This window comes from Stenotrophomonas sp. 96582_Sma (genome assembly GCF_056480905.1).
In genome coordinates this window covers 4,364,983-4,390,196 of sequence record NZ_CM151122.1, presented here as the reverse complement: position 1 = coordinate 4,390,196, position 25,214 = coordinate 4,364,983, and the positions used below count along the sequence as shown (strand labels likewise).

The window sequence follows — 25,214 nt, the reverse complement described above, 5'->3', positions numbered from 1 at the left end:
GGCGAAGGCGATCGGAGCCCACCGGCAGTGAAGCCCGTGTCTACGCCAAGGGCAAGGCGCCTTGACAGCTGGCCGTCCGCAGGAGACCTTTCTCCCATGACGATTGATATTGAATCGCTCAGCCTTCGGGAGCTGGGCGCCTTGGTGGTTGCCGCTGAACAGCGGAAACAGCTCATTTCCAGCCGCCGCCCGGCCAGCGCGGTGCGGCGGATGTTGAAGGCCGCCGCGGCCGAAGCCGGTTACACCCTCGAAGAACTCTTCGGTGGCGAAGCCTCGGAAACACCTGCGCCCGCCCGCAAATCCGCCCGCCGTAAATCCGGCAAAGTCGCGCCCAAGTATCGCGACCCGGAATACAAGCGCCTGACCTGGACCGGTCGCGGACGCATGCCGCGCTGGTTGGCGTCCAAGGTGTCGATGGGCCACAAGGCGACCGATTTCCTGATTCCTGGCTTGGCCAGGCCGACCGCTGGCAAGACCAGCACCATCGGCAAGCGGACCGTCATCAAGAAGGGATGAGGCTGCGGCACTGCTACCCTGCCCGGGTCTTTCAACCAAGGAGCACGGGATGGCACACGAGGGTGGCATGACGATCACGCCGAAAGTCCTGTACACAGCCGCAGGCGCGGCCGTGCTGGTCAGCCTGCTGGCCTGGGCGGTGGAATGGAGCGGGATGGCCTATGTCTGCCCGTACTGCCGCGTGCAGCGCACGGTCATCGGCGTGCTGGGTGTGCTGACGCTGTTCGCGCGACCGGGCGGCTTCATCGTGCCGTGGTTGTCGTATACCGCGGGCGGCTTCGCATTCGTGGTCGCGGCGATGCAGCACTTCAACGGCTGGAAGCGTATTTCCGCCGGAGATTTCAGCTTCAACGCGCAGTGGTATATCGACCCGTGGCTGCTGTCAGGTTGCGCGATGCTGATCCTGGTGGCGCAGCTGATGCTGGTGCAGACCGCATGTCGGCGCAGTCTGCACTGAAGCCTGCCCACGGGCGTAGCGTCAGGCGTTCTGGAACACCGCCAGCTGCGCAGCAAACGCACGCTGGTAGGCGGGGCGCTGCGTTGCACGGCCCACATAGGCCACCACCTGCGGGTACTCATCGAGGAGGCCGCTGCTCTTCAGGCGCAGCAGCACCGAAACCATCATCAGGTCGCCAGCGCTGAACTCGCCCTCCAGCCACAACGCCGATCCCAACCAGGCGGACAGCTGTGACAGCCGCATACGCACGCGCTCATCGAGCATCGGCAGACGCTGCGCATACCAGGGCTGCTCGCGCTCCAGCACCCAGGCCATCGAGCGCTCGACGATGGGCGGCTCCACCGTATTCAATGCAGCGAACACCCACATGATCGCGCGCATGCGTGCATCTGGATCAGCAGGAAGCAGGCCGACATGCTGCTCGGCCAGGTGCAGCACGATCGCGCCGGATTCGAACAGGACCTGGCCGCCGTCCTGCCAGGTGGGGATCTGCCCGAAGGGGTTGCGCGCCAGGTGCGCGGGCTGCTTCAGCTCGGCAAAGCCGAGCAGCTGCACGTCATAGGGCACGGCCAGCTCCTCCAGCGCCCAGCGTGCGCGCATGTCACGGGCCAGGCCCTGGCCGCGGTCCGGGGAAGTGGCGAAGGCTGTGAGGATCGGGCACATCGTGGCACTCCTGCAGGTCGAAGGGCCTGCCTTTCCTGTTCCGACGAACCACGGGGCGGGAAATCGACACCCTTCCCGGGACGGCGGGCGATACACTGCCCGCCACCCACCACTCCTGTGCCTCCTCATGTGGCAGCGCCGCACTTCCCTGGCCGAACTGCAGCAGCAACGCGATGTGCTGCAGGCTGAGATGGATGCTGACGCCCAGCGATGGGTCTCACAGCTTCCGCCGGATGATCTCGTGGCAGCGCTGACGCCGCAGGCGCGCCGGCTTCAGGAGCTCAATCAGCTGATCCTGCGGGCTACACCACCGCGTGAGCTGATGAAGCGCCTGAAGGCGCTTGAGCGCCAGCTGCTCGAGCCCGGTACACAGAGCGCAGGCGTGCGGAGGGGACTGGAAGATGAACTGCGCGATCTGCACCTCTACTTCAGCAATCCCCGCCGTCGCCCATTGACGGCAAAGGTCATTCTCATCCTGTTCGCCTGCGTTCTGGCCGCCTTGTTCCTGCCGAGGCTGCTTGTGGACCTGCTGATCGCTCTCTAGGCCGGCCTCACCCCGCCCGATGCAGTTTCCGGTACTGGTCCGGCGTGCACTGCGCGTGCCGCTTGAACATCTCGGCGAAGGCGCTGACGCCGGAATAGCCCAGCTCCTCGGCGATCCGGCTGATCGGCCTGCGGGTGCACAGCGCCTCGGTGGCGCGCACGAACTTCACCCGTCCACGCCAGTCGCCGAGCGACATGCCCAGCTCGCTACGTGCCAGGCGTTCGAGCTTGCGCACGCTCATGTGGTGGCGCAGCGCGATTTCGGCAACCGATTCGGCCATCGACAGGTGTTTCTCCATGTACGCCATCACCTGCTTCAGCGCATCGCTGCTGGCGATCGGCAGGAAGCTGGGCAGTACGGCCGCATTGACGATCTGGTCGATCACCACGGCGGCCATGCGCCGCTGGGCCGGGGTCTGCGGATCGGTCACGCCCTGTCGTGCCAGTTCGTGCAGCAGCTCGCGCAGCAGCGGGCTGACTTCCAGTGCACGGCAGCGATCAGGCAAGCGGCGTGACAAGGCCGGCGACAGATAGGCCGAGCGGTAGGCCAGCTGCGAGCGGTTGCGCGAGTAGTGGGCCATTCCCGGTGGAATCCAGATCGCGTAGTGCGGCGGGGACACCATCCATTCGCCGTCGATCTTCATCTCCATCACACCCTGCGCGACGAAGTTGAACTGGCCCCACGGATGGCTGTGCGTGCCCCAGTCCGTGGGCTCCATCGCACCCTGCCGGAAGTAGATCGGACCGGGCAGCTTGTGGAAGGTGGGGATTGGCTCCATCGGTTGCCGCAAGCCGGGGTCGGTGTGGCGCATTTTCGGGATGTCCTCGATATGCGCCAAGCGTACGCTGGCCATTCCCCTACGTACACCCGCGTTCCGTGAACTATCTTTTCCCGATCCTCGCCTGCCTGCTGTGGGGCGCGAACACCATCGTTACCAAGCTTGCTTCGGGCTCGGTCGGTCCCATCGACATCGGCTTCTTCCGCTGGCTGGTCGCGGCGGTGGTCCTGCTGCCGTTGGCGCTGCCACGTCTGCGCGAAAACCTGCCGACCGTGCGCGCCAATCTCGGGCGCTTCCTGGTGCTGGGCTGCCTGGGTGGGGTGATGTACCAGTGCCTGGCCTACTATGCGGCGCACTTCACCTCGGCCACCAACATGGGGGTGATCCAGGCGCTGATTCCGTTGATCGCGCTGGCGCTGTCGCGCGTGTTCATGGGCCATCCGGTGCGAGGCACTTCCATTCTTGGCGCGGTGATCTCCACTGCCGGTGTGGTGGCGGTGGTCTCGCAGGGCGACCTGGCACGGCTGGCGGCGCAGGGCCTGAACCGCGGCGACGCGATCATGCTGATCGGCGCATTGGCCTTCGCCGCCTACAACGTGCTGATGCAGCGCTGGAAGATTCCGCTGTCGGTGCTGGAGTCGCTGTTCCTGCAGGCCATCGCTGCATCGCTGATCCTGTTGCCGGTACAGCTGCTGGTCGGCACCGGGGTGAACAACCTCACGGCGGTCGGCTGCATCGGCTTCGCCGCCGTGTGCGCTTCGATCCTGGCGCCGCTGACCTGGATGACCGGACTGTCACGCCTGGGCGCTGCGCGCGTCTCTGGCTTCTTCAACCTGGTGCCAATCGTGACCGCCGCGTTGGCTGTACTGCTGCTGGGAGAATCGCTCAGTGGCTGGGTACTGGGCGGTGGCCTGCTGGCGGTGTCCGGCGTGGTGTTCGCTGAGTACAGCGCCAGACGCACCGCCGCAGTGCCGAGCGAGCAGCCCGCATAGGGCTTCGGTCATGCGGGATACGTGTCTCCACTCAGCGCCTGTTCCACCCGCTGTTGCAGCGCGTCTGCATCATGGCCGCGTTTGCCCTGCAGGCTGAGATACAGCGAAAGCGGGTCCACCACATCGCCAATACTGGTGAATGCCGGCGGATAGGCCCAGATCTGCAGCCGTGCGCTCTGAAGGCAGTCCGGGCCGGGCATGGGAAGTGCGCCCAGCAACCGCCACGCATCGATGTGCAGTGCGCGGGTGCCACCGATCGGGAGCGGTGACGTTTCAGCAAGCGCATCGAGGCCAGCCGTCGGCGCCGGATGCCCCGCATCGCGGAGTGCCTCGGCGGTCGGGCCCCAGCAGACATCCACTTCCTTCAGGATGGGGGAACGCAGGAACGGCTGTGCCCTGGCCCAGACCTCGTCGCGGTTGCCGGCCAGCTTCAGGAAGCGCTCGCGGCCCCCGGTGGAGCGTTCAACCAGGCCGCGACCGACCAGTTCGGCAGACAGGCGCGACGCCGTCATCGAGGTGTAGCCGGCGACGGCACTGATCTCGCGCGGCGACCACCAGCGCGACTGGCCGCTCAGCAGCACGTGGATCAGTACGGCCTGCGCCGAAGGCAGCAGCGAGATGGCTTTCTTCTCATGATCGGGGTCGTCGCGGAACTCAATGGCCAGGCTCGGCGCGAACAACTGGGTGTGCGGGACCACGAAGTCGATGTGGTTCTCGACCAGGAAGCGGCGCTGGGTCGGCGTGAGATAGGGCGAGACGTACAGCACCAGTGCATTCGCTGCAGAGCGCAGGCAGCGCACATCCTGGATCACGCGGGTGCTGGATTCGCCCGGCTCGCGGGCCACGGCGAGCATGGCGGGAGTTTCCCCGTACAGCATCAGCCCGGCGAGGTGGTAGCGCGATGCCATCGCGTGGGGAATGGCATGCAATGAAGCAAGTGGATGCACTGCCGAGGCGAGCCCGGGGAGAATCCTGCGCAGGTACCGCTGCGCGTCAGCGACCAGGTCGGTCAGGCCGGTGCGAACTGCCGTCGTCATCTCGTACTTCCCTTGCGGCGGCATGTCCGGAAGATCGGAACCCGGCCACACCGTCACATTCAGTGGTGAACCTGGAGACGGGTGTGCAGTGTCGGGGCGCGTGGCGATCCATGCGGTCCTGCTCCTTAGCCGTCATGACATCAAGTGTTGCCGGGAACCTTGGAGATTCCGTCGAAAAACGATGGAGATTGGGTGGAGGCGGTGTGCATCGTGGCCGGCGGACTCCCCTTCCGCCGGCCACGAGCACGGACCTGCCCGTCAGAAGCGCTGCGAGTACTTCACGTACACGGTGCGGCCGATATCGAAGCCGCCGTAATAGGGGAAGGAGCTGGACGGCTTGGAGAACATGATCGGGCCCTGGTGGTTGAACACGTTGTTCGAACCCAGCGCCACGGTGCCGTCCCACGGCAGCTTGTAGCTGACCTGGATGTCGTGGAAGGCATTGGAGCCGACCTTGCGCAGGGCATCCGGTTCACCGTAGGCGTAGCGGTCGGGCAGGGTGCACGGACGGTTCGGTACGCAGTTTTCAACCATGCCGGAGTAGTAGCGCACGGTGTACTGCGTGCTGAAGTTGCCGAGCTGCCAGTTCACACCCAGGTTCGAGCGCAGGCGGGAAATGCCCGGCTGGCCGATCCGGCCCATCATGATCGTATCGCCGGCCGAGTTCTGGTTCTCCTCGTCGTACTTGGAGACATAGCTGTTCTGCAGGTCGATGGTGAAGCGGCCGAACGAGAACTCGGGCAGGCGGTAGCGGATACCCAGGTCCCAGCCTTCGGTTTCCATCGAGCCCAGATTGGCCAGACCGTAGAACATGCTGGTGATGTGGCCATCGCCAGCGCGCTTGACGCTGCCACAACGCGAAGCGTTGCCGAGCACGTAGCAGTCACGCAGGATGCGGTCGACGCTGTCCTGGATGATCATGTTGGTGATCTTGTAGCTGTACCAGTCGAGGTTGATGTCCAGCCCGTCCACCCAGCGCGGGCTCCAGACCACGCCCACGGTCTTGCTCTTGGACTCTTCCGGGCGCAGCTTCGGATCGGAGCCGGTGGTGAACTCGTCAGGCGTGGCGCACGGATAGCTGGCGCAGGGCTTCAGACTCTGGTTCAGCTGCTGGTAGCCCAGCGGGACGCCGGCGGCGTTGCAGGCGGCATTGCCGTTGACGCTGTTGGTGGCGCCGATGCCGCACGGGTCGACATAGGTTTCGAAGCTGGTGCCCAGGCCGCCATACAGATCGGAGATGCTCGGTGCGCGGAAGCCTTCGGCGAAGGTGCCACGGATCATGAGCTCTTCGATCGGACGCCAGGCGAAGCTCGCCTTGGAGTTGGTGGTGCTGCCGAAGTTGCTGTAGTCGGAGTAGCGCGTAGCCAGGTTCACGGTCAGTTCCTTGGCGAACGGCAGGTCGCGCAGGATCGGCACGTTCACTTCGGCGAAGAACTCGTTGAGGCTGTAGTCACCGGCGGTGGTGGATGCGCCCAGTGCAGTGCTCTGGCGCGACTGGGCGAAGGCATCGGGCACGAAGCGGCCTTCTTCCTTGCGGTACTGATACCCCAGGGCGACGGACAGGTCACCGGCAGGCAGTTCGATCACCGGGCCGGAGATGTTGGCGAAGTAGCTGCGGGTCTTGGTGATGCCGGTATCGTTGAACGTCGGGAACAAGAAGCGCTGCAGTTCGGGATCGGAGAGAGAGCCAGCCCCCGCGACCCCGAACGGCAGCAAAGGATTCCAGGCCAGGCAACCCGAGACCGGCGATGCCGCCGTGCCACACCGGGCCACACCGTTGGCATCGAGGTAGGAGGGCCCCAATGCCTGCCGGGAAGCGATCAGGCTCATGTCGCCACGGCCTGTTTTTGTAACTTCATTGCGGTTGAACAACGCGCCGACTTCCCAGTCGTACGTCTTGGTGCCCAGCTCGAAGTAGCCGGACAGACTGGGTGCAACCCGCAGCGACTTCAGCTTGCTTTCGGTCGTGCGCGGCACTTCCCACAGGCGGCGATTGAACGCGATGCCGTGGTCGAGCGGGTTGAATACGCTGGCCGCGTCCAGGGGCGTGCCGAACTTGGTCGACTGGTACGGGTAGCCCGCGATCTGCTGGTCGGTGGTGCGCTCGTTGTAGCCGATGTCGGCAGTGAACTTGATCTGGTCGGTCAGCGCATAGTCCGTGCTCAGGAACAGCGAGCGGCGCTCGATGCCGGTCTGCAGGTGCATCTGGTCGTTGCCGTTGGCGAACTCGGCCGGCGTGATCGGGTGGTAGTCGTTCGGGTTCTTCGGATCGCCGCCACGATTGAGGGTCTTGAATACGGCATCACCGGTATTGCACTTGTAGAGCGCCGGGTCGCACCACGAACCGTTCTGGCTGATGTTGCTCCAGTCCGCGCCCGGGTAGTTGGGGCCGGCGCCGCCGTACCGGGAGAACTCCCGGTCGCGGGCAAACACCGGGTCTGACTTCTGGTATTCCAGTGCGAGCGTGTACCCGCCACGCTCCCCACGGGCGCCGGTGACCAGCGAGAACGTGCTGTCCTTGCCATCGCCCTGGCTGAACTGCCCGTGCTGCATGGACACTTCCAGGCCTTCGTAGTTCTTGCGGGTGATGATGTTGACCACGCCAGCGATTGCATCCGAGCCGTACAGCGAGGAGGCGCCGTCCTTCAGCACGTCGATGCGTTCCACCGCGCTCATCGGAATCTGGCTGAGATCCTGCAGGCCGCTGGTGGTCGCGCCGAGCCGCTTGCCGTTGACCAGAACCAGGGTGCGCGTGGCACCCAGATTGCGGATGTTGACGTAGTAGCCGCCAACGTTCTCGCCGGACGCCAACGCGCGCGCACGCGAGATGGTCGGCGCGCCGGTGGAGGTCAGGTTCTGCAGCAGGTCGGCGATGGTGGTGAAGCCCTGCTGCTCGATCATCGCGCGGGTGATGGCGATGATCGGCTGCTGCGTTTCGATATCCACGCTGCGGATGGCCGAACCGGTAACCTGGATGCGATCGAGGTTCTTCGGTGTTCTATCGCTGTCATCCTGCGCATGCGCGGCCGGTGACCAGGCCGCGGCCAAGGCCGTGCCCACTGCCAGGGAAAGCAGGGTGTACTTGTAGTGCATTTGGCTCTCTCCAAATCCAGTTGAATGGGTTTCCGCATCGCTGCGTGGAAACCGATCTGAAATCCCGCTGTGCGGAATCGGAAGGAACCTAACACTCCGTTTACAACTCGATTACGTTATGGACGCGTTATCGTCGCGCGCCGGATACAGCGTTCATGCACAGGCCATGCACGAAACCGCGACGCGCACCAAGGGTGCTCTGCTTCAGTCTGGCTGCGGGCTGATGACAGACTCCAGGAGACATCCGATGAATACCCCCGGCAAACCAAGACCCACGTGGAAGCAGTGGCATGTGCTGTTGCTGGTGCTTGCCATCGCATTGTTGGTGACGCTGATCATCGTCATCGCGCCATGGTGAATCGTCGGCGTTCTGCTCAGGTACCGTGAACGCGGAAATGCGACGGGATGAAGGAGTCAGGGCGCGTTGAGGGTGGTGATGCATGCATCAATTCGTACTCACCCAATCGGCACATTCAAACCTCCACAGTGGTCCCGAAGGCAACGCACTCGCGCTGTCATTCTCCATAGACCATCGAGCACACAGGAGCGATTCCATGAGCACCCAGTCCACCATCGAACACCGCCTCAACGATCTGATCGAGATCGCCCGCGACGGAAAGTCGTTCTACGAGGAAGCTGCGACCAAGGTGAAGGATGCCGAACTGTCGGCCCTGTTCACTCGTATTGCCGGCGTCAAGGGCCGCATCGTCGCCGCACTGAGTGGCTCCGTTGCTGCCAGCGGTGGCAAGCCGGCCGAGCACGGCACCGTGGTCGGTTCGATGCAGCAGTTCTATGGCAAGGTCCGCGCTGCATTCGGCGACACCAACTATGGTTACGTGGCCGAGCTGGAAGAGTCCGAAGACCGGCTGCTTGGCGCGCTCAAGGACGTGCTGAAGGATAACGAACTGCCGCCGGCCGTGCGCCAGGAAGTCACCCAGCTGCTGCCTGAAGTGCAGGAGTGCCATAACGTGATGCGTGCTCGCAAGCACGCCATGAAGGCGGCCTGACGATCATCGGCGGCCTTCTCCCCGGGGCCGCCACGGTCGGGGCAGCGTGGCTGCCCCGGCCATCTTTGCAACCAGCGCTCCAACATCATCGCCGCGTGGTGCTACGGCCCAGCAGCAACACCGCAAGGCTGGCCAGCAGCGCGGCGATGGCCGACGTCCACAGTGCACTGGCAAATCCATGGCTGTAGATCGCCTGTGCGAAGGCGGCGGTGCGCGCATCGGCGAAGGTGCCGGTAGCGATCGCATCGGCCATGGGCAGTACGTTGCGCGCGGGAACCGCCGCGGACAGTGCGCTGCGGATGCCCAGGCTCAAGGCACTGGACAGTACGGTGAATCCGAGCAGGATGCCGACAAAGCGCGTGGTCGCGCTGATGCCGGAGGCCATGCCGGCGCGCTCGCGCGGTGCCGCGCCGATGATGGCTTTGGATGTCTCGCCATTGAGGATGCCGCCGCCGGCACCGATCACCACCATTGCGACGAGTGCCAGCCACGGCAGGTGCTGCCACGCGGCCAGTCCGGCCACGGCATTGCCCGCGGCGGTGACCGACAGCCCGATCGCCAGCACCGCCGGACTGGTCAGATGGCGACCGAGCCGCCGGCCCACGCTGGGAAACAGCAGCATCGCCGCAGCGAACGGAAGCATGCCAGCACCGGCAGCCAGTACGCTCAGGCCGATGCCGTTCTGCAGGTACTGCGGCAGCATCGATGCCATCACCTGTGCGCTGACCGAATAGCCGACCATGGCAATGAGTGCGCCGACGAAACGCGGACTGGCCAGCAGCCCGAGATCGACCATGGGATGTGACCGTGCCAGTTCAACGATGACGAAGGCAACAGCCATGATGATGGCCAGGCCCAGCCCAATCAGCGCCGGGGCCGATGACCATCCTTCTGCCAGTCCTTCCACCAGGAAGAACACGATGCCGAAGATGGCAGCGCTGAACGTGATGATGCCGGGTGGATCGAGCGGGCGGACCACGCTGTCTGACGACTCGGGTATCCAGCGCAGCGTGCCGTAGCCGAGCAGGCCCAGGAACGGCAGGATCGCGACGAACACCGCGCGCCAGCCCCAGAGTGCGGACAGCACGCCGCCGATCAGCGGTGAGAGCACCATCATCACGCCCATGGCTGTGCCCCAGAACGCCCATGCAGTGTCCTTGGCGGCCCCCTCGTGGTACGTGTGGCCGATGATCGACAGCGAGGGTGCCAGCAGAAAGGCCGCGCCAATGCCCTGCAGAGCCCGCGCCAGGTAGAGCAGGGCAGCACCGGGCGCCAGTGCACAGAGCAGAGAGGTGAGGGCGAACAGGCTGATGCCGATCAGCAGCACCCGGCGGCGGCCGTAGCGGTCGGCGACAGCGCCGGCGGGCAGCAGCAGTGAGGTGAAGGACAGGATGTAGGCACTGATCACCCACTCGATATCCGCGAATCCGGCGTGCAGGTCACGCGCGATGCTGGGCAATGCGACCGCGACGGCATTGGTCTCCAGCACGGTCATCGTGCAGCCCAGCGAGGCCACCAGCAGGACCGCGTCAGGCAGCGTGTGCCGTGCAGGCGAAGGGGGAGGAGAGGGCGGCACCGGTCACTCGCAGGAAGGGGAGGACGGCCATTCCATCAATGATCGGTGTTTGTTTCATTCTCGGTGTTTTCTGGTTACGTTAGCTTTAACCTAACGAAATGCCGCCCATGGAACGCCGTCACCTGGAGTACTTCGTGACCCTGGCCGAGGAACTGCACTTCGGTCGTGCGGCCCTGCGCCTGGGAATTGCCACTCCCACGCTGAGCGTGCAGATCCAGGACATCGAGCGTCGGCTCGGCACGCGCCTGTTCGACCGCGGCCGGCGCGAGGTGCTGCTGACCTCGGCAGGCGAGGTGTTCCTGGCGGAAGCCCGTGATGTGCTGCGCCGGTTCGAACAGGCCGAAACCCTGGGCCGGCGCGCGGGGCGGGGTGAAATCGGCAAGATCGAGATCGGCTACGTCGGCTCGGCGCTGTATGCCGGAGCATTGCAGGATCAGCTCAGCCGGTTCCGCAGCCGCTACCCGGGCGTGGAACTGCAGGTGAGCGAATGGCCGATGGGCGAGCTCCCGCAGCTGCTGCAGGAAGGACGGGTGGATGTGGTGTTCTGCCGGCCTCCGATGGATGTGCCCGACAGTTTCGGCGAACACACCCTGGTCGAAGACCAGTTCTGCGTGGCCCTGCCGGAAACCCATCCGCTGGCGCAGGCCCGGTCGCCGGTGCAGCCGGCGTCATTGGCCCGGGAGGGTTTCGTCATGCCGGAGCAGCCGGTGGGCGCAATGGAAGTCGGGCGCCGCGGCGGGTTCATTCCACGTATCCGTTCCCAGCCCGGGCATCTGGCGGCGGTGTTGGCCGAGGTGTCGGTCGGCGTTGGTTCGGTGGCGATCGTGCCATCGGTACTGCAACGCACGCTGGTGCTGCCCGGAATGATCTATCTGCCACTGGCGGGCCCCACCATCGTCTCGACCATCGCTGTGCAGTACCGGCGGGCAGAGACTTCGCCAGTGGTGCGGCGGCTGATCGAGCAGGTGAAGGATACACCGTGCAGGCGCATCGACATGTTGCCCCTGGCCTGAGCGCCGCGCGGCAGGTGGACGATTGCTACACTGGTGCCACCTGCATTCGCATTCGATGGACACCATGAACAACGGGAACGGTCCGCAGACAGTTCGCTGAGCCGCAACAACGATGCAGACGTTGTTGCGGTGATCATCCCTGCGATGCACGCGAATTGGATGGATCACCGCCGGATTCACTCTGGGCGGAGACTCCCCATGTTCAATCGACAGGCCCCGCGTTGGGCCCACCCGCTGCCATCGGCCATTGTGCTGATGGCGCCGTTCGACCTCCTGGCCTCGCTGGCCATGGACATCTATCTTCCTGTGGTGCCGGTGATGCCGCAGGCATTGCAGACATCACCGACGCTGGTGCAGCTCACCTTGAGCATCTACCTGCTGGTACTTGGCCTCGGCCAGTTGCTGTTCGGCCCGTTGTCCGACCGCATCGGGCGGCGGCCGGTCCTGTTGCTGGGGGCGTTGCTGTTCGCGCTTTCGTCGTTCGCGCTGGCCATGTCCAGCAGTGGCGCGGCATTCCTGACCTGGCGAACCGTACAGGCGGTGGGGGCGTCGGCGGCACTGGTGGCGACCTTTGCCACGGTGCGTGATGTGTATGCTGATACAGCCGAAGGCGCGTCGCTGTACGGGCTGTTTGCCTCGATGCTGGCCTTCGTGCCGGCGCTGGGACCGATCCTCGGCGCGCTGCTGGCAGGCGCCTTCGGCTGGCGCGCGATCTTCGTTCTGCTCGGCGTACTGGGCATGATCGCCGGCATGCGCGCGGTACGGCATTGGCAGGAAACCCGCCCGCAGTGCCGGGACGCGTCGCGACCCGCGGTACGACGCATCCTCGGCAGCGGCGCGTTCTGGGTCTACACGCTGGGCTTCAGTGCGGGCATGGGCACGTTCTTCGTGTTCTTCTCGGTCGCGCCCCGGCTGCTGGTCGGGCGCATGCAGTACTCGCCGCTGTCGTTCAGCCTGGCCTTCGCCACGGTGGCGCTGGTGATGATCGTCACGGCGCGGATGGCGAACGTGTGCATTGCCCGCTGGAACGTGCGCGGTACCTTCCTGCGTGGCCTGTGGGTGATGGTGGCCGGGGTACTGCTGATGGCGTTGGCCGCAGCGCGGCCTCCCTCGTTCGTCGGAGTGGTGCTGCCCATGTGGGGCATCGCGGTGGGGCTGGTGATGGTGGTTTCGGTGGCTGCAAGCGGCGCGCTGCGTGATTTCGCCGATGCGTCAGGTACGGCGGTGGCCCTGTACTACGCCGTGCAGAGCCTGATCGTGGCAGGCATCGGCACGCTGGTTACCCTCGTGCTGCCCGGCGATACAGTGTGGCCGCTGGTGGCCTATGGGTTGCTGTTGCCACTTGCCAGCCTGGCAGGTGCCGCCGCGCTGCGGCATCGCGCATAACGCTGGGTGGCGGGCAAAAAAGGGGGCGGCCGCAAGGCCGCCCCAACCCGTCAAGAGAGCACGTGTTTAGAAGCGCACAGACCAGCGTGCGGTGGCGCCATGGTCGCGGCTTTCACTGCCGAACTGGCCGCTGTAGCCCAGCTCCAGCTGCTGCCGCGGGGTCAGCCACGCCGACAGGCCCAGCTCGGCCACCACGGCGTTGTCGGCAATTGGTGCGCCCTCGACCGCGAAGGTGCTGCTGCTGTTGGCGAAGGCCAGGTTGGCCACCTGGCTGCGGTCGCCAGAGGCGCGGCGATAGCCCACGCCACCGCGCAGGTGCAGCCAGCTGTCCTGCTGGAACGATGCCTTCAGGCCCTTGTCGAAGCGCAGGCCAGCGGTGGCGATGGTGGTGCCGGTGTCGTCCACCTTGCCGTGCAGTGCGGCCGCGCCGCCACGCTCGTTGATCTGCTTCAGGTCCACTTCCACGCGGGCGACCTGCAGGTACGGCTCCAGCCCGCCTTCCGCATTGCCGAAGCGGTAGCCCGCTTCGATGAAGGCCTGGCGCGTACGTGCGTTGTAGCGCGCGCTGAGGCTGTCGCTGAAGCCGGCGAAGGCAACATCACGCGTGCTCTTCACTTCGTTGCGGCTCCATGCCACGCCACCACGCAGGCCGAAGCCGCCCCAGGTGTGGCTGGCATAGGCGCCGAAGTGCGTGTTGTCGATCTTCGACTTGGCACGACGCTCCTGCTGCTTCACGTCGGTGCGGCCTGTACCGGCCAGCACGCCGATCTGCCAGCCACCGAACTCGCGGTCGATGCCGACCAGCAGGCCGTTGCTGTTGGCGTCGGTGCGCGCGGTGTTGCTGTTGCCATCCAGCTTGCTGTTGCCGCCCAGTGCCTGCACCCAGGCGCCGGTGGCATCACCCGCATCGGCACCGGGTGCGGTGGCACCGGCACGACGTGACAGTGCGGCATCGCGCACATAGCGGCTGCCCTCGACCAGGGCCAGCGCCGTGGCCGGATGCAGCTCGCCGCTGAGGCCATCGAGCACGCCACCCACCTGTTGCGGGAACAGTTGGGTCAGCGGCTTGGGCAGGCCCTGGTTGATCGCCAGTCCATCGGCCACCGCCGCGGCCGCACGCTGGTTCGGCGTGGTGGCGGCGCTGGCGAGCGAGGCACCCCGGGTCACGTCGATGCGGGTGCCATTGGCGCCGTAGGCCAGGCTGAACTGCAGGAACGGCGAGAACGCGCTGAAGTCGGTTTTCGCGAACTGGCCGCTGACACCGCCGTCGGCGCGGATGAAATTGAACTGCTCGCCGAGGTAGTAGGTACCCGGCTCCGGCAGCGCGACCAGGGTGCCGCCGAGAGTGGCGGTGCCGGTTACGTGCAACTGGTCACTGCGGCCGCCCGGGGCAAGTTCGGCGGCATAGACGCCGGTTGCACCCTGCACGTAGTTGCCGTTGATGGTCAGCGTGCCGATCGAATTGCCGGGCGCGATGATGCCGTCCACACGGGTGTTGCCCAGCGTGCCGATGCCCTTCAGCAGGCCGTTGGCACCGACCGTGGTGGTGCCGCCGGTCTGCGTGCCGTTGAAGGACACCACGCCACCGTTGACCGTCAGGTTGCTGTCCTTCAGCAGGCCGCTGCTGCTGACCGTGCTCACGCCTCCAGTGGTGTTCAGGGCGGTGGAGACCAGCGAGCCGTTGAGCAGGAACTGGCCACCCTGGACTTCGACCGCTGACGTGAGTGTGTTGGTGCCGTTCAATTCCAGCGTGCCGTCCTGCAGCACTGCGCCGTTGAAGGTGTTGCCACCACTCAGGCGCAGCCAGCCGATGCCGGACTTGGTCAGCTTGCCGGGGCCGCCGATGTCGTTGGTCCAGTCATCCCAGGCATCGCCTTCCCACACCTTCAGGCCACCGGCCTTCTGGTTCATCACCACGTTGGTGTCCACGCGCAGCGAGCCGTAGCCTTCGATGGCCTTGCGCAGGTCGACCATGCCCCAGCCGTAGATCGGATCGATGCCTGCTGCACCCAGGTCGCGTGCGGTGGTCAGCAACACGTCGCGGACCTGGGCGTTGTCCAGATAGGGGAAGCGCTCCATCAGCAGGCCGAGCGCGCCGGTGATGTGTGGCGCCGCCATCGACGTGCCCGTCTTGGTGCCATAGACGTACTGGGTGCTCTCGCTGTCGATGATCAGGCGGACATAGGCGGAAGTGTTCTCGACGCGACCCTGGATATCACCGGACACAATGGTGCTCAGGATGTCGGTGCCCGGTGCCGAGATGCACCAGTTGGCGGCAACGCCGCAGATGCTGGAACTGCCATCGATCACGTAGTCGGTTTCGCCCGCAGCAGCGTTGGGCCGGCGGACGTTGGCCACGGCCAGCCAGTACGGTTCAAGTTCCGGCCTCCAGCGCGGCATGGCGGCCGTGATTCCGGCGACGGCGCCACTGCCGTTACCAGCCGACCACACCTGGATGAGGGTGGAGGAGGGGGCATCGCCATCGTTGGCGTAGATGCTGCCATACACGCCGTAGCCGTCACCGATCGCTGCATACTGTGCATCCAGCGCGGCAGCAGTCATGTTGCGGGTAGAGATACCCCAGCTGTGGTTGATGGCGCGCACGCCCTGCGCCTGGATCTGCGCATACATATCCAAGGTAGCGGTGTCATCGGGATCGGTGCGATATAGCGCGCGCGGACGATAGAAGTTGTCCGGATCCAGGCGCCACTCATAGTAGGTATCACCAAACACACGGGCTGCGGTCAGGTTCGAACCGAATGCTACGCCATGCATGCCTTTGCCATCGCGGTTGGCACCGATGGTACCCAGCACGTGGGTGCCGTGGTCGGCGTAGCTGAAGCCATAGGGCTGGCCTGCCGCGATCAGGCGTGCGGCCAGTGCGGCGGGAACGCCGGGGCCAAGGCCGTAGTAGTTGTAGCCTGGCTGCTCGCCACGGGTTTGTTCGCAGGCACCGGTACCGGCCACCACGCCTGGCGTGGCGCAGTCCGCGCCGATGGTGATGCTGGACGTATTGCGCCCCGCAAATTCCTGATGGGCCAGTGCCGAGCCCGAATCGAACAGGGCAAGACGTACGCCCTGGCCGGTCAGTCCACGTGCATAGGCGTAATCGGCCCCCATCGCACCCAGCCCCCAGTCAGCGTTGAATTCATCGCTGCGCCAACTGGCTGCATCGCCGGGGTTGCCGAGAACGGACGTGTTGGCCGCCGCTGGCGTGGTGGCCGTCGGTGCTGCGGACGCGCCGACGCCTGGTTGCGCCCAGGCCGCCTGCAACTGGCGCTGTTGTTGCCAGACCTCGAATGAGTCGTTGGCCATGGCGGGCAACGTGCTGGCAAGCAGCAATGTGCTGGTGACCGCCAGCGCGAGGCGGCTGTGCAGGGGAGAACGGGAGTGGGACGAACGGCCGTGCAGCGGGTGATTCATCGGACAACTTCCTTGATTGACGGACAACAAGGCCGTTAACCCCGCAGCGCGCCGATCACCCCCAGTGGTGTTAAGGAAATTTAATGAACAGGTTAATGTTCCGTGACACGGGCGTTCACTCCATCTCCCGAGGGCCTCGCTACCGTGGCCCGGCCTGGGCTCACCAGGCTTATCAAGGAGTGATGTCGATGCGTACTTTCAGGAAAATGATCGTGGGTGCGGTGTTCGCCTTGACCTGCAGCGGTTCGGTTGCTGTGGCTGGGCCGATTCCGCCATGCGATCTTCCCTGTTGGAAGGCTTACCAGGCCTGTCTGTCCGGTGGCGGTGACGCGATGGAATGCCAGTACGAATACGATCGTTGCGTCATGGATCGCTGCGGCGCCGTGTAAGCAGTGGCAACGCAGGACTGATGGCGAGCCCCGTCATTGACGGGGCTCTTCTGTTTCAGTGCAACGGACGCCTGCGATCAGTGCTGGCGCGCGGCCCGCAGTGCGTTGCAGTCCCAGATCGCCATCAGCGCATCCACGGCAGCATGCAGCTCGGTGGCACGGCGCCCATCCCGGGCCTGGATGGCGATGCCCTTGAGGAACACGTCGAAGGCGGTGGCCAGCGCGGTGCAGTCGACGTCCGGGCAAAGTTCGCCCACATCACGGCCAGCCTGCACGCAGGCGGTGATGGCCTGGCTGGTCTGCCGGCGCGCCTGCTCGACCTGTGCGGCGATGTCCTCATGGCCTTCGAAACAGTTCAGGCCGGACAGTACCGCCATGCAGCCGCGCGGGCGGGTGCGCGAGGTCTGTGCGGTCACAGCGGCATGCAGGGTGCGTCGCATCGCCTCGCGTGGGCCGTCGGTGGTGTCCGCCAGCAAAGTGGCCAACTGGCCGCAGGACTGCATGTAGAGCGACAGGCATTCGCCGAACAACGCCTCCTTGGAGCCGAACGCCGCATAGAAGCTTGCAGGCGAAAGCCCTCCCAGCGCGCTGCGCAGGTCGTTGAGCGTGGTTGCCTCGTAGCCGCGTTCCCAGAACAACAGCATCGCTTGTTCCACAGCGTCGTCGCGGTCGAATTCGCGGGGGCGGCCAGTGCGCGCCATGAGTAAGCCAGGGTCAGGGGAATGACTTAAAGACTAGTCATTCCAGAATTCATTGACAAGTCAGCCGGTGGCACTCAACTTATGGAGCGTACATTCCATAACTGATGCAGGGAGTTTGAACATGATCAGCCAGTTGACCAGCGGCAACTTCGACATGGCCGTACGCAACGCGCCGGGCGTGCACGTAATCCGTTTCTGGGCCGAGTGGTGTCACCCATGCCGGGTGATGCAGCCGATGTTCGAGCAGGCAGCGGATGAGTTGAACAGACTGGTTCATTTCGCTGAGGTGAACATCGACGAATCGCCGGCGCTGGCCAACGAGTTCGGCGTGATGAGCATTCCGACCATGGTGGTGGTGCGCGATGGCAAGCCGGTGGCCCGCACCGTTGGCGCGTTGCCGAAGAGCGCGATCACCCAGCTTGCGATGAGCCATCTGGGCTGAGCACGCTTGCAGGCCATGCACGCAGCGGCGAGGATGGGGAATCGCATCGGAGCCGCCGCACATGGCCGTCAAACGTGTCGTCGCCAACATCGCCACGCCTGACCCTGCGCGTGCCGCAGCGTTCTATGGCGAGCTACTGGGCATGCCGGTGGTGATGGACCACGGCTGGATCGTCACCCATGGCGGCGAGGGTAGCGCGCTGGCGCAGGTCAGCTTTGCCACTGAAGGGGGATCCGGCACCGCAGTGCCGGACCTGTCGATAGAAGTGGACAATCTGCAACAGGTACTGGAGCGCATGCGCGCGGCCGGCATCCCGCTGGAATATGGCCCCGCCGATGAGCCCTGGGGGGTGCGCCGCTTCTTCGTCCGTGACCCGTTCGGGCGGTTGTTGAACATCCTCGCCCACATCTGAGCAGCAGAAAGCCCGTCAGCGACGTTTGGCACCGGTTGGTGGCACGCCGACCATGCGCAGGCAATCGGCCTGCACGGCTTCGATGAACGCATCGGCATCCTGTGTCGGCGTGGCGATCAGGTCGTCGGCGGCGCCGTGCACGCCGGCGTAGATCAGCGAGGCGGTGACCTGCGGCGCTGGAAGCTGCCACAGTCCAGCGGCGTTGCCCGCCTCGAGGATGCCCAGCAGTTGCTGCTGGATCGCATTGCGTTCGGCATTGCCGCGCTGGTGGTGGTGATGGTTGGCGTACACCACATCGTGCAGTGCATGGGTGCGCACGTAGAGCTCGATGTTGGCGCGGATCCAGGCACGCAGGCGTGCCACGCCATCGCCGTCGGGCTGCTGCTGCACCGTCTGGTCGACCGCTTCCATGAACTGCCGCGTGTAGCGTTGTGCCAGCGCCTGCTGGATCTCGGTGCGCGAGGCGAAGTAGGTATAGAACGTGCCCTTGGCCACATCAGCCGCGGCGACGATGTCGCTGATGGTGGTGGCGTCTACCCCCTTTGACAGGAACAGTGCCTGCGCGGCGTCCATCAGTTCTTCCTGACGGGTTTCCGCGGGCTTGGTGCGAGGCCTGGCGACAGCTGGGGTCTGCATGGTGGGCAAGGTCCGGGTGCGACGGTGGCCATTCTAGCTGTCCTACGGCATTGACTGACCGCCAGTCATTGACCGACGGTCAGTCAATGGCTACGATGCGCGGACGTCCTCCCCCGGGATCCACCCATGCAGCGTTTCCAACGTCCGGCCCTGGTGCTGGCGGCCTACCTCGGCACGTTCCTCGCCTCGCTGGACATCAGCATCGTCAACGTCGCGCTGCCGACCCTGCAGCAGGCGTTGAATACCGACATGGCCGGCCTGCAGTGGGTGATCAATGCGTATGCGATCGCGTTGTCGGCGCTGATGCTGTCGGCGGGGCCGCTCGGGGACCGTTACGGTCATCGGCGGATGTGGCTGCTCAGCGTCGCCACCTTCACTCTTGGCTCGTTGCTCTGTGCCTGTGCCGGCAATCTTGCGACGCTGGTGGCTGGACGCGCGGTGCAGGGCATCGCGGGCGCGCTGCTGATTCCCAGCGCGATGCCGATTCTCAGTCATGCATTCCCTGATCCGCGCCAGCGCGCGCGGGCGATCGGTGGCTGGTCGGCGTTCAGTGCGTTGGCCCTGGTGCTTGGCCCGTTGCTGGGCGGCGTGCTGGTACAGCGCGTCGGATGGCCCAGCATCTTCCTGATCAACTTGCCGTTGGGCCTGCTCGCACTGGCGCTGGGCGCCTGGGGAATTCCGGAGCGGCGGCATCCGCAGCACGCTGCGCTGGACCCTGCCGGGCAGCTGCTCAGCGTCGTCGCGCTGGGTGCGCTGAGCTATGGCCTGATCGCGATCGGCGCGCATGGCCTGCTGGCCCCGGTGACGCTGCTGGCGCTGGGCGTGGCAGCTGCCGGGTTGATCCTGTTCGGCATCGTCGAACGCCGGGTGGCACGCCCATTGCTGCCGCTGGACCTGTTTGCCGACCGCCGCTTCGGCATGTTCAACCTGGCCTCGTTCGTGCTGGGCTTCACTGCCTATGCCAGCCTGTTCTTCCTGTCGCTGTTCTTCCAGCAGGCGCAGGGGCACAACGCTGCGCTGGCAGGCTCCCAGTTGGCCCCGCAGTTCCTGTTGATGGGTGCCGTCTCGCTGTTGTTCGGGCGTCTGGTCGCCCACCTCGGGCTGCACGCCGCGCTGGTGCTGGGCTATGCCCTGGCCGGGGCGGCGCTGTGCGCGATGGCCACGTTCGAACCGGCTACTTCGCACGCCTATTCCAGTGCTGTGCTGGTGCTGCTTGGCATTGGAATGGGGCTGGCAGTGCCGGCGACCGGCATGGCGGTCATGGCCAGCGCGCCGGTCGAGCGCGCGGGTATTGCCTCAGCCACGATGAACGCGTTACGTCAGGCAGGCATGAGCCTGGGCATCGCGCTGCTGGGCAGCCTGATGGGCCAGCGCGCCGTGCAGCAGTTCGCCGCGTCCGCGCAGGCGGCCGGGCAGCGGGGGCTGGTGGCACAGGCACGCGAACTGATCCTGCAACCGGGCTCGATGCACGCCACGCCGCAGATGCTGACGTGGTATCGCAGTGCGATGGCCAGTGGTTTCGGATGGGCGATGGCTGTGGCCGGTGCGCTGGCCCTGCTTGCGGCGCTCGGGCTGTATCGGCAGCGCGCACCGGCCTGACGCGCTGCATTCAGCCCTGCTGGCGTTGCGGACCCGCTGCCGTGCGTTCGATCTCATGAGGCTGTTGTTGCTGCTGGCGCGCATTGGCGTGGCGAGCGTGTCCACCTTCACGACCGATCTCGGCCATGTGCTGGCGGTTGCGGCTGATCGCCTCGCCGCCCTTGCGGCCTGCGACACGTGCCTCGGCCGGACTGAATTCATGCGCGTTCCCGGAGGCATGTGCGGCGCGCCCGCCCTTGGCAGCGATCGCGCGCTGCTTTTCCTGGTCCATTGATGCGAAACCCCGGTTGGAGCTGCGCGGGTTCTGCTCAGTCATGTGAAATCTCCTGCGGTGTGGGCGTCGCCTTCGTAGACGACGGCATCCATGCTTGGCCATCGCACGCTAAGTCCAGGTCGCCATCTTGGCCACGATTTTCACGCGCCCTGCGCACGGGGCTGATCACGCAGCCATTCAGTCAGGTGCTGCCTTCGCTGCCGCCAGTGCCATGCCACTGACCACCGACGCGATCGTCTCTACGTCTGCCAAGGGAGCTCCCTGGTTCAGTCGCGCCTGCAGAGCCCCATGGGAGACCGCGAAGACGATCGCTTGGCCGAGCAGGGCGTGGGTACGCAGCACCGTCTCGGCGCTGGATGGTTCGCTGCCGCGCAGGCACGCTACGCACGCGGCCAGCGTGGTGTGCAAGGGTTCGAACAGCGTACGGTGGGCGCTGGCGAACGCGGCCGTCGGTTGGATCTGTTCGCGCGCCAACAGCAGCGTGCGTGGACCCGCATCCGGCGCCGACAGCAAGGCTTGGACGAATGCCCGCATCAACTGCTGCAGCTGCTGCGCGGCCTGCCGCGCGCCGTTGGGTGGCGTTGCCGGCAGCGGCAATCGCTCGGCAATGGCTTGAGCGCAGCGCTGCAGTACGGCGGCATACAGTTCCTGCTTGCCACCGAAGTGATAGGGAATGGCTGACTGGCTGCAGCCGGCCATGTCCACCAGCTGGCGGGTACGCACACCCTCCACGCCGAACGCGCTGAACAGCTGCAGCCCCGCGTGCAGCAGTCGGGCTCGGGTCTGCCCGCTGCGCGTCTCGGCCGCGCGCCGCCGTGCCGGTGTCTGCAGATGGGCGATGAACTCAGGCATCGGCCTGCATCAGCCGTGTCGAGTTTTCATTGAGCGCGGTACCCGCGTCAGCGCCGACGATGACCGTACCGCCGATGTTGGCCATGTGCCGGCCGAATGCACAGTTCGGTTCGAAGGCGAAGCACATGCCGGCCTGAAGGGGCAGTTCGCGCCCGACAGTCGGCAGCGGCGCGATGTGCGCATAGCGCGCGGCCTCCGGCAGCGCTTCGATGCCCGGTGCACGGCCGAAGCCAATCGGTCCATAGGGGTTGAGGCTGTGGACCAACGGGTGCACGTGCCAGCCACCCGCCTCCAGCAGGGGCGCTTCCATCGCGTCGACGACATCGCCGAAGGTATTGCCCACGCGCAGTGCGGACAGGCCTGCTTCGTAGCTGCTGCGTGCGACGGCAGCGGCGCGATGGATGTCGTCGTGCACCTCGCCAATGGCAACCGCGGCCTGATGCTGGGTTTCCATCAGCCCGTACAGTGCGAAGATCTCCGACAACACCAGATCACCATCGCGCAGAATGCGCGGCGGCTGCGCACGATACTGCCAGGCGGGTGGTCCCCAGCCCACATACTCCGGACCCGAGCCGAGCAACACCTCGGCGGTATAGCCCCCCAGCGAGAAACAGTCGGCGGTCACTGCGGCAACCAGTTCGGCTTCCGAAACACCGGGGCGAGCAGTGGCACGCAGCGCCTCGCTCATGGATTCACCGATCCAGGCGGCATGCGCAATCAGCGCCAGTTCCTCCTGGCTCTTTACCGAGGCGCGCTGGAAGAACGCACGATATACCGGTACGAATTCCGCGTTCGGCACCGCCGCCTGCATGCCCTGCAGGGTGCGCGCGGGCATCGCGCCGTCGAAGTAGAACGGTGGATAGGGCTCCAGCCCCAGCACGCCGATACGTGCCGTGTGCAGGCCACATTGCTGCAGCCAGCGGCCAACCTCCAGACCGGATTTTCCAACCCACAGCTGTTCGGGTGCAATCCACTGCAGGTCGCCGCGCAGGCAGGCCTGCAGGTGGTCGGCAATCATCAGCGAGGCAAAGGTGAACACCCGTGGCGGCTGGTCGCCGACGAACACCACGATCGAGCCGGGCCGGTCATTGGTGAAGTAGCAGTCCGGCGAGAACCCGGCCGGTGCGGCGGCTTCCCGGTCGCCATGCACAACCAGGGCATCGAGGCGTTCACTGGCCATGAGGTCGCGGGCCAGGGCCCAGCGGCGGTCGCGTTCCATCAGGCTGAGCGGTGCGGGCGGCGTGCGCATGAGGAGTATTCCAGGGGAAGGAGCGCGCAGGCTCGATTACGCAGTTGAATGAATCAACCGCTTGAATCGGCATTGCACGTGCGCTGCTGCGGGGGCAGCTGAAGTCGGCGATTGCGCAGCGTTGTCGATGATCATGATGGGGCCACCGTCGCTGTTGATAGGATGCGCAACAACGCCACTCGCTTGGCCACGACAGGGAAGTAGAACATGAACAGGATTGGATTGATCGCAGTGCTGGCCTGTACCGCTCCGGTCCATGCAGCCAGCCCCCTGTTGTCCGGCAGCTTTGTCCACGTCGGCTATTCGGCTACCGACGAACAACTACCGGCTGCGCAGTTGCCGCTGTTCCTGGATGAGCTGCAGGACCTGGGCAACGACACGATCATCCTCGGTCAGGTGCGTGCCACTCGTGCCGGCGTCGGCTGCGCCAGCGGCGTGCAGGATTTCGAATGGATTGCCGGCTTTCCCGGCAAGCTCGGCACCGTGCTCGATGCGGCGGCCGCGCGCGGCATGAAGGTCGTGGTCGGCACCACCTACAGCTCGGGGCAGTGCGCCACCTTCTGGCAGGGGCAGAACGCAACGGCCGTGGCACAGGATGCGGCGCAGTCGCTGGCCCAGCTGGGCCAACAGTACGGATCGCATCCGGCGTTCGCTGGCTGGTACATCACCGACGAGCCAGCACAGGTGCCGGCTGATCGCGCGCCGTTCTACCGTGCGATCGTGACGGCGCTCAAAGGCAGTACACCCTCGCGGCCGGTGATGGTGGCCCCCTACCTGGCGTCATCCAGCGTGGATCCGGCCAGCGTGGGCCGGGCTGCTGCACAGTTCCGTACGGCCACCGGCGTGGATGTGCAGATCTGGCAGGACGGCATCGGCGCCGCCTCGCATGCACGCCTGTTCCAGTGGGATCGCCCGGGTCATTCGACCGAGGCGTATTACGAGGCGCTGTCGGTGGCGCTGGGGGCCAGCGGCCTGTGGGCCGACATCGAACTGTTCAACCATGGCAGTCCTTTATTCCTGGAAACCGGCAACGGATTGTCCGGTGCCTATCGCTCCGCGTCGGTGCAGCGCATCAACCAGCAGTTGTGGAGCGCGCGTTCGGCCGGCAAGCGCGTTGCCTGGCTCAACCAGTACCACATGTCCGAGGTGGTCGGCCCCGGCCAGGGCTATGCCGAATCGCCGCGGCTGATGAACACCTATCGCGGGCTGTATGGGCTCGGCGCGTCCTACCTCGTCGATCCGGTGCAGACCACGTACAGCTACAGCGTGGCACCGGATGCGAACTATCCGGACAGCAGTGGCCACGAGCTGTTCGATCGTCGGGTGGGGGATCCGCGCAACCCGATGGATGCAGGCTGGGTAGGCGTGCATGGCAACGCCAGCATCACCATCGACCTGGGCCAGCGCCGGCGGGTGGACTGGATCGGCCTGCATACGATGACCCGCCCGGCGTGGGGCATCGTCACGCCGACAGCTGTGGACGTGATGTGTGCCGAGCCGGGCGCCGCTGCGGTGAAGATCGGTGTGCTGTCGGCGCCATTCACCCAGGCCGGACTGAGCGGTTCGACCGGAGAGGAATACGTGCTGGGCAACGCCGCGCCGCTGGCCGCGCAGTGCCGCACGCTGGAGCTGCGGTTGGCCAATGGCAGCTGGACGTTCCTCAGCGAAATCGAGATGGCGGTCGAGCAGTAAGCGCCTCAGCGTTGGGGCGTGCCGCGCAGTCGCTGCGCGAACGGTCGCTGTTCAAGTGCCTGCAGTGCCTCGCGCAGCACCTGCTCCAATGACTGTCCAAGATCGGCATCGAGGCTGCGCGCCGCGCGTGCCGTGGCCTGCCACTGCGCCTGCAGCGCCGGCAACGCCTGCAACGCGCGCGGGCTCAGCTGCAGGATGCGCTCGCGGCTGTCTTCACCGACCGCAGCGTGCAGCCAGCCGTCGCGCACCATTGCTGAAACCGTCTGGCTGAGCGCCGAATGGCTGAGCCCGCAGGCCAGTGCGAGATCCTTGATGCGGCAGGGTCCCTGCGCCATCAGCGTGCGCAGCACCGGGGTGTAGCGCGGCCGGTAGTCCAGCTTCAGGTCGCGGTAGGCCTGCTCGACCGCCGGGTCCAGCTGGTCGAGCAGGGCCCGCAGCAGTGTTCCCAGGGTGGCATGTTGGAGATCCATGGTGGCGATGATA

Annotated in this window: 24 protein-coding genes; 12 read left to right on the top strand and 12 right to left on the bottom strand. The window is 65.7% G+C overall.

What is annotated here, in order from left to right; all coding sequences use genetic code 11:
- Positions 1-96: 96 nt before the first annotated feature.
- Complete coding sequence (locus ACZK2R_RS20465; RefSeq protein ID WP_006395620.1) at positions 97-516, top strand: H-NS histone family protein; 420 nt, start codon at positions 97-99, stop codon at positions 514-516.
- 49 nt (positions 517-565) lie between these two features.
- A complete protein-coding gene (locus ACZK2R_RS20460) occupies positions 566-973 on the top strand; it encodes a hypothetical protein (RefSeq protein WP_125892319.1) in 408 nt (135 codons plus the stop codon).
- 21 nt (positions 974-994) lie between these two features.
- On the opposite strand, the gene ACZK2R_RS20455 is transcribed toward ACZK2R_RS20460, so the two are convergent.
- Positions 995-1,636: a glutathione S-transferase family protein gene (locus ACZK2R_RS20455; RefSeq protein ID WP_125892321.1), complete on the bottom strand. Its 642-nt coding sequence runs from the start codon at positions 1,634-1,636 to the stop codon at positions 995-997.
- Between the two features lie 127 nt (positions 1,637-1,763).
- On the opposite strand from ACZK2R_RS20455, the gene ACZK2R_RS20450 reads away from it, so the two are divergent.
- Positions 1,764-2,180, top strand: a complete 417-nt coding sequence (locus ACZK2R_RS20450) for a hypothetical protein (RefSeq protein ID WP_125892323.1) — start codon at positions 1,764-1,766, stop codon at positions 2,178-2,180.
- A 7-nt stretch (positions 2,181-2,187) separates the two neighbouring features.
- On the opposite strand, the gene ACZK2R_RS20445 is transcribed toward ACZK2R_RS20450, so the two are convergent.
- On the bottom strand, positions 2,188-2,991 hold the full coding sequence (locus ACZK2R_RS20445) for an AraC family transcriptional regulator (RefSeq protein WP_125892380.1): 804 nt from the start codon (positions 2,989-2,991) through the stop codon (positions 2,188-2,190).
- A gap of 65 nt (positions 2,992-3,056) precedes the next feature.
- Here ACZK2R_RS20445 and ACZK2R_RS20440 point away from each other — a divergent pair, with 65 nt between their 5' ends.
- The gene (locus ACZK2R_RS20440; protein WP_180837323.1) at positions 3,057-3,950 is read left to right on the top strand and encodes a DMT family transporter; all 894 of its coding nucleotides are present in this window, start codon (positions 3,057-3,059) and stop codon (positions 3,948-3,950) included.
- Positions 3,951-3,958: 8 nt separating this feature from the next.
- Here the strand turns inward: ACZK2R_RS20440 and ACZK2R_RS20435 are convergent, their stop codons facing one another.
- Both ACZK2R_RS20435 and ACZK2R_RS20430 read right to left on the bottom strand, forming a co-directional pair.
- The gene (locus tag ACZK2R_RS20435) at positions 3,959-4,987 is read right to left on the bottom strand and encodes an IclR family transcriptional regulator (protein WP_180837315.1); all 1,029 of its coding nucleotides are present in this window, start codon (positions 4,985-4,987) and stop codon (positions 3,959-3,961) included.
- Positions 4,988-5,245: 258 nt separating this feature from the next.
- Positions 5,246-8,080, bottom strand: coding sequence for a TonB-dependent receptor (locus ACZK2R_RS20430; protein WP_125892328.1), 2,835 nt, complete (start codon positions 8,078-8,080; stop codon positions 5,246-5,248).
- Positions 8,081-8,634: 554 nt separating this feature from the next.
- On the opposite strand from ACZK2R_RS20430, the gene ACZK2R_RS20425 reads away from it, so the two are divergent.
- Positions 8,635-9,087 (top strand): PA2169 family four-helix-bundle protein, encoded by a 453-nt coding sequence (locus ACZK2R_RS20425; RefSeq protein ID WP_478487548.1) that lies wholly within the window; start codon positions 8,635-8,637, stop codon positions 9,085-9,087.
- An 85-nt stretch (positions 9,088-9,172) separates the two neighbouring features.
- Here the strand turns inward: ACZK2R_RS20425 and ACZK2R_RS20420 are convergent, their stop codons facing one another.
- Entirely contained in the window at positions 9,173-10,663 is a 1,491-nt protein-coding gene (locus tag ACZK2R_RS20420; RefSeq protein WP_343205445.1) for an MFS transporter, read from the bottom strand.
- Positions 10,664-10,770: 107 nt separating this feature from the next.
- Here ACZK2R_RS20420 and ACZK2R_RS20415 point away from each other — a divergent pair, with 107 nt between their 5' ends.
- Both ACZK2R_RS20415 and cml read left to right on the top strand, forming a co-directional pair.
- A complete protein-coding gene (locus ACZK2R_RS20415) occupies positions 10,771-11,676 on the top strand; it encodes a LysR family transcriptional regulator (RefSeq protein ID WP_180837313.1) in 906 nt (301 codons plus the stop codon).
- Positions 11,677-11,874: 198 nt separating this feature from the next.
- Positions 11,875-13,062: a CmlA/FloR family chloramphenicol efflux MFS transporter gene (gene cml, locus ACZK2R_RS20410; RefSeq protein WP_180837311.1), complete on the top strand. Its 1,188-nt coding sequence runs from the start codon at positions 11,875-11,877 to the stop codon at positions 13,060-13,062.
- Positions 13,063-13,128: 66 nt separating this feature from the next.
- On the opposite strand, the gene ACZK2R_RS20405 is transcribed toward cml, so the two are convergent.
- Positions 13,129-16,485, bottom strand: coding sequence for an autotransporter domain-containing protein (locus ACZK2R_RS20405; RefSeq protein ID WP_180837309.1), 3,357 nt, complete (start codon positions 16,483-16,485; stop codon positions 13,129-13,131).
- A 188-nt stretch (positions 16,486-16,673) separates the two neighbouring features.
- Here ACZK2R_RS20405 and ACZK2R_RS20400 point away from each other — a divergent pair, with 188 nt between their 5' ends.
- Complete coding sequence (locus ACZK2R_RS20400; protein WP_125892384.1) at positions 16,674-16,874, top strand: hypothetical protein; 201 nt, start codon at positions 16,674-16,676, stop codon at positions 16,872-16,874.
- 77 nt (positions 16,875-16,951) lie between these two features.
- On the opposite strand, the gene ACZK2R_RS20395 is transcribed toward ACZK2R_RS20400, so the two are convergent.
- Positions 16,952-17,575: a TetR/AcrR family transcriptional regulator gene (locus ACZK2R_RS20395; protein ID WP_125892336.1), complete on the bottom strand. Its 624-nt coding sequence runs from the start codon at positions 17,573-17,575 to the stop codon at positions 16,952-16,954.
- A 121-nt stretch (positions 17,576-17,696) separates the two neighbouring features.
- Here ACZK2R_RS20395 and trxA point away from each other — a divergent pair, with 121 nt between their 5' ends.
- Complete coding sequence (gene trxA / locus ACZK2R_RS20390) at positions 17,697-18,017, top strand: thioredoxin (protein WP_125892338.1); 321 nt, start codon at positions 17,697-17,699, stop codon at positions 18,015-18,017.
- 61 nt (positions 18,018-18,078) lie between these two features.
- Positions 18,079-18,429, top strand: coding sequence for a VOC family protein (locus ACZK2R_RS20385; protein WP_049423747.1), 351 nt, complete (start codon positions 18,079-18,081; stop codon positions 18,427-18,429).
- Between the two features lie 15 nt (positions 18,430-18,444).
- On the opposite strand, the gene ACZK2R_RS20380 is transcribed toward ACZK2R_RS20385, so the two are convergent.
- The gene (locus tag ACZK2R_RS20380) at positions 18,445-19,065 is read right to left on the bottom strand and encodes a TetR/AcrR family transcriptional regulator (RefSeq protein WP_125892340.1); all 621 of its coding nucleotides are present in this window, start codon (positions 19,063-19,065) and stop codon (positions 18,445-18,447) included.
- A 126-nt stretch (positions 19,066-19,191) separates the two neighbouring features.
- Here ACZK2R_RS20380 and ACZK2R_RS20375 point away from each other — a divergent pair, with 126 nt between their 5' ends.
- Positions 19,192-20,664, top strand: a complete 1,473-nt coding sequence (locus ACZK2R_RS20375; protein WP_180837307.1) for an MFS transporter — start codon at positions 19,192-19,194, stop codon at positions 20,662-20,664.
- A gap of 10 nt (positions 20,665-20,674) precedes the next feature.
- On the opposite strand, the gene ACZK2R_RS20370 is transcribed toward ACZK2R_RS20375, so the two are convergent.
- The 3 genes from ACZK2R_RS20370 to ACZK2R_RS20360 form a co-directional block, all read right to left on the bottom strand.
- On the bottom strand, positions 20,675-20,980 hold the full coding sequence (locus ACZK2R_RS20370; RefSeq protein ID WP_180837305.1) for a KGG domain-containing protein: 306 nt from the start codon (positions 20,978-20,980) through the stop codon (positions 20,675-20,677).
- A gap of 135 nt (positions 20,981-21,115) precedes the next feature.
- Positions 21,116-21,790, bottom strand: coding sequence for a CerR family C-terminal domain-containing protein (locus ACZK2R_RS20365; protein WP_180837303.1), 675 nt, complete (start codon positions 21,788-21,790; stop codon positions 21,116-21,118).
- Positions 21,783-23,039, bottom strand: coding sequence for a M24 family metallopeptidase (locus ACZK2R_RS20360; RefSeq protein WP_180837301.1), 1,257 nt, complete (start codon positions 23,037-23,039; stop codon positions 21,783-21,785). The genes ACZK2R_RS20365 and ACZK2R_RS20360 overlap by 8 nt, the downstream gene beginning before the upstream one ends.
- A gap of 207 nt (positions 23,040-23,246) precedes the next feature.
- Here ACZK2R_RS20360 and ACZK2R_RS20355 point away from each other — a divergent pair, with 207 nt between their 5' ends.
- Complete coding sequence (locus ACZK2R_RS20355; RefSeq protein WP_125892348.1) at positions 23,247-24,731, top strand: DUF4434 domain-containing protein; 1,485 nt, start codon at positions 23,247-23,249, stop codon at positions 24,729-24,731.
- A gap of 5 nt (positions 24,732-24,736) precedes the next feature.
- Here the strand turns inward: ACZK2R_RS20355 and ACZK2R_RS20350 are convergent, their stop codons facing one another.
- The gene (locus tag ACZK2R_RS20350; protein WP_049423760.1) at positions 24,737-25,201 is read right to left on the bottom strand and encodes a MarR family winged helix-turn-helix transcriptional regulator; all 465 of its coding nucleotides are present in this window, start codon (positions 25,199-25,201) and stop codon (positions 24,737-24,739) included.
- Between the last annotated feature and the right edge of the window lie 13 nt (positions 25,202-25,214).

Excerpts from the sequence above, each read along its gene's own strand:
- ACZK2R_RS20365 (WP_180837303.1), bottom strand. The coding sequence starts at position 21,790 with ATGCCTGAGTTCATCGCCCATCTGCAGACACCGGCACGGCGGCGCGCG.
- ACZK2R_RS20430 (WP_125892328.1), bottom strand. The coding sequence starts at position 8,080 with ATGCACTACAAGTACACCCTGCTTTCCCTGGCAGTGGGCACGGCCTTG.
- ACZK2R_RS20380 (WP_125892340.1), bottom strand. The coding sequence starts at position 19,065 with ATGCAGACCCCAGCTGTCGCCAGGCCTCGCACCAAGCCCGCGGAAACC.
- ACZK2R_RS20465 (WP_006395620.1), top strand. The coding sequence starts at position 97 with ATGACGATTGATATTGAATCGCTCAGCCTTCGGGAGCTGGGCGCCTTG.
- ACZK2R_RS20375 (WP_180837307.1), top strand. The coding sequence starts at position 19,192 with ATGCAGCGTTTCCAACGTCCGGCCCTGGTGCTGGCGGCCTACCTCGGC.
- ACZK2R_RS20455 (WP_125892321.1), bottom strand. The coding sequence starts at position 1,636 with ATGTGCCCGATCCTCACAGCCTTCGCCACTTCCCCGGACCGCGGCCAG.
- ACZK2R_RS20385 (WP_049423747.1), top strand. The coding sequence starts at position 18,079 with ATGGCCGTCAAACGTGTCGTCGCCAACATCGCCACGCCTGACCCTGCG.
- ACZK2R_RS20415 (WP_180837313.1), top strand. The coding sequence starts at position 10,771 with ATGGAACGCCGTCACCTGGAGTACTTCGTGACCCTGGCCGAGGAACTG.
- ACZK2R_RS20370 (WP_180837305.1), bottom strand. The coding sequence starts at position 20,980 with ATGACTGAGCAGAACCCGCGCAGCTCCAACCGGGGTTTCGCATCAATG.
- ACZK2R_RS20445 (WP_125892380.1), bottom strand. The coding sequence starts at position 2,991 with ATGCGCCACACCGACCCCGGCTTGCGGCAACCGATGGAGCCAATCCCC.
- ACZK2R_RS20405 (WP_180837309.1), bottom strand. The coding sequence starts at position 16,485 with ATGAATCACCCGCTGCACGGCCGTTCGTCCCACTCCCGTTCTCCCCTG.
- ACZK2R_RS20395 (WP_125892336.1), bottom strand. The coding sequence starts at position 17,575 with ATGGCGCGCACTGGCCGCCCCCGCGAATTCGACCGCGACGACGCTGTG.
- ACZK2R_RS20355 (WP_125892348.1), top strand. The coding sequence starts at position 23,247 with ATGAACAGGATTGGATTGATCGCAGTGCTGGCCTGTACCGCTCCGGTC.
- ACZK2R_RS20360 (WP_180837301.1), bottom strand. The coding sequence starts at position 23,039 with ATGCGCACGCCGCCCGCACCGCTCAGCCTGATGGAACGCGACCGCCGC.
- ACZK2R_RS20400 (WP_125892384.1), top strand. The coding sequence starts at position 16,674 with ATGCGTACTTTCAGGAAAATGATCGTGGGTGCGGTGTTCGCCTTGACC.
- ACZK2R_RS20425 (WP_478487548.1), top strand. The coding sequence starts at position 8,635 with ATGAGCACCCAGTCCACCATCGAACACCGCCTCAACGATCTGATCGAG.
- cml (WP_180837311.1), top strand. The coding sequence starts at position 11,875 with ATGTTCAATCGACAGGCCCCGCGTTGGGCCCACCCGCTGCCATCGGCC.
- ACZK2R_RS20350 (WP_049423760.1), bottom strand. The coding sequence starts at position 25,201 with ATGGATCTCCAACATGCCACCCTGGGAACACTGCTGCGGGCCCTGCTC.
- ACZK2R_RS20460 (WP_125892319.1), top strand. The coding sequence starts at position 566 with ATGGCACACGAGGGTGGCATGACGATCACGCCGAAAGTCCTGTACACA.
- ACZK2R_RS20450 (WP_125892323.1), top strand. The coding sequence starts at position 1,764 with ATGTGGCAGCGCCGCACTTCCCTGGCCGAACTGCAGCAGCAACGCGAT.
- ACZK2R_RS20435 (WP_180837315.1), bottom strand. The coding sequence starts at position 4,987 with ATGACGACGGCAGTTCGCACCGGCCTGACCGACCTGGTCGCTGACGCG.
- trxA (WP_125892338.1), top strand. The coding sequence starts at position 17,697 with ATGATCAGCCAGTTGACCAGCGGCAACTTCGACATGGCCGTACGCAAC.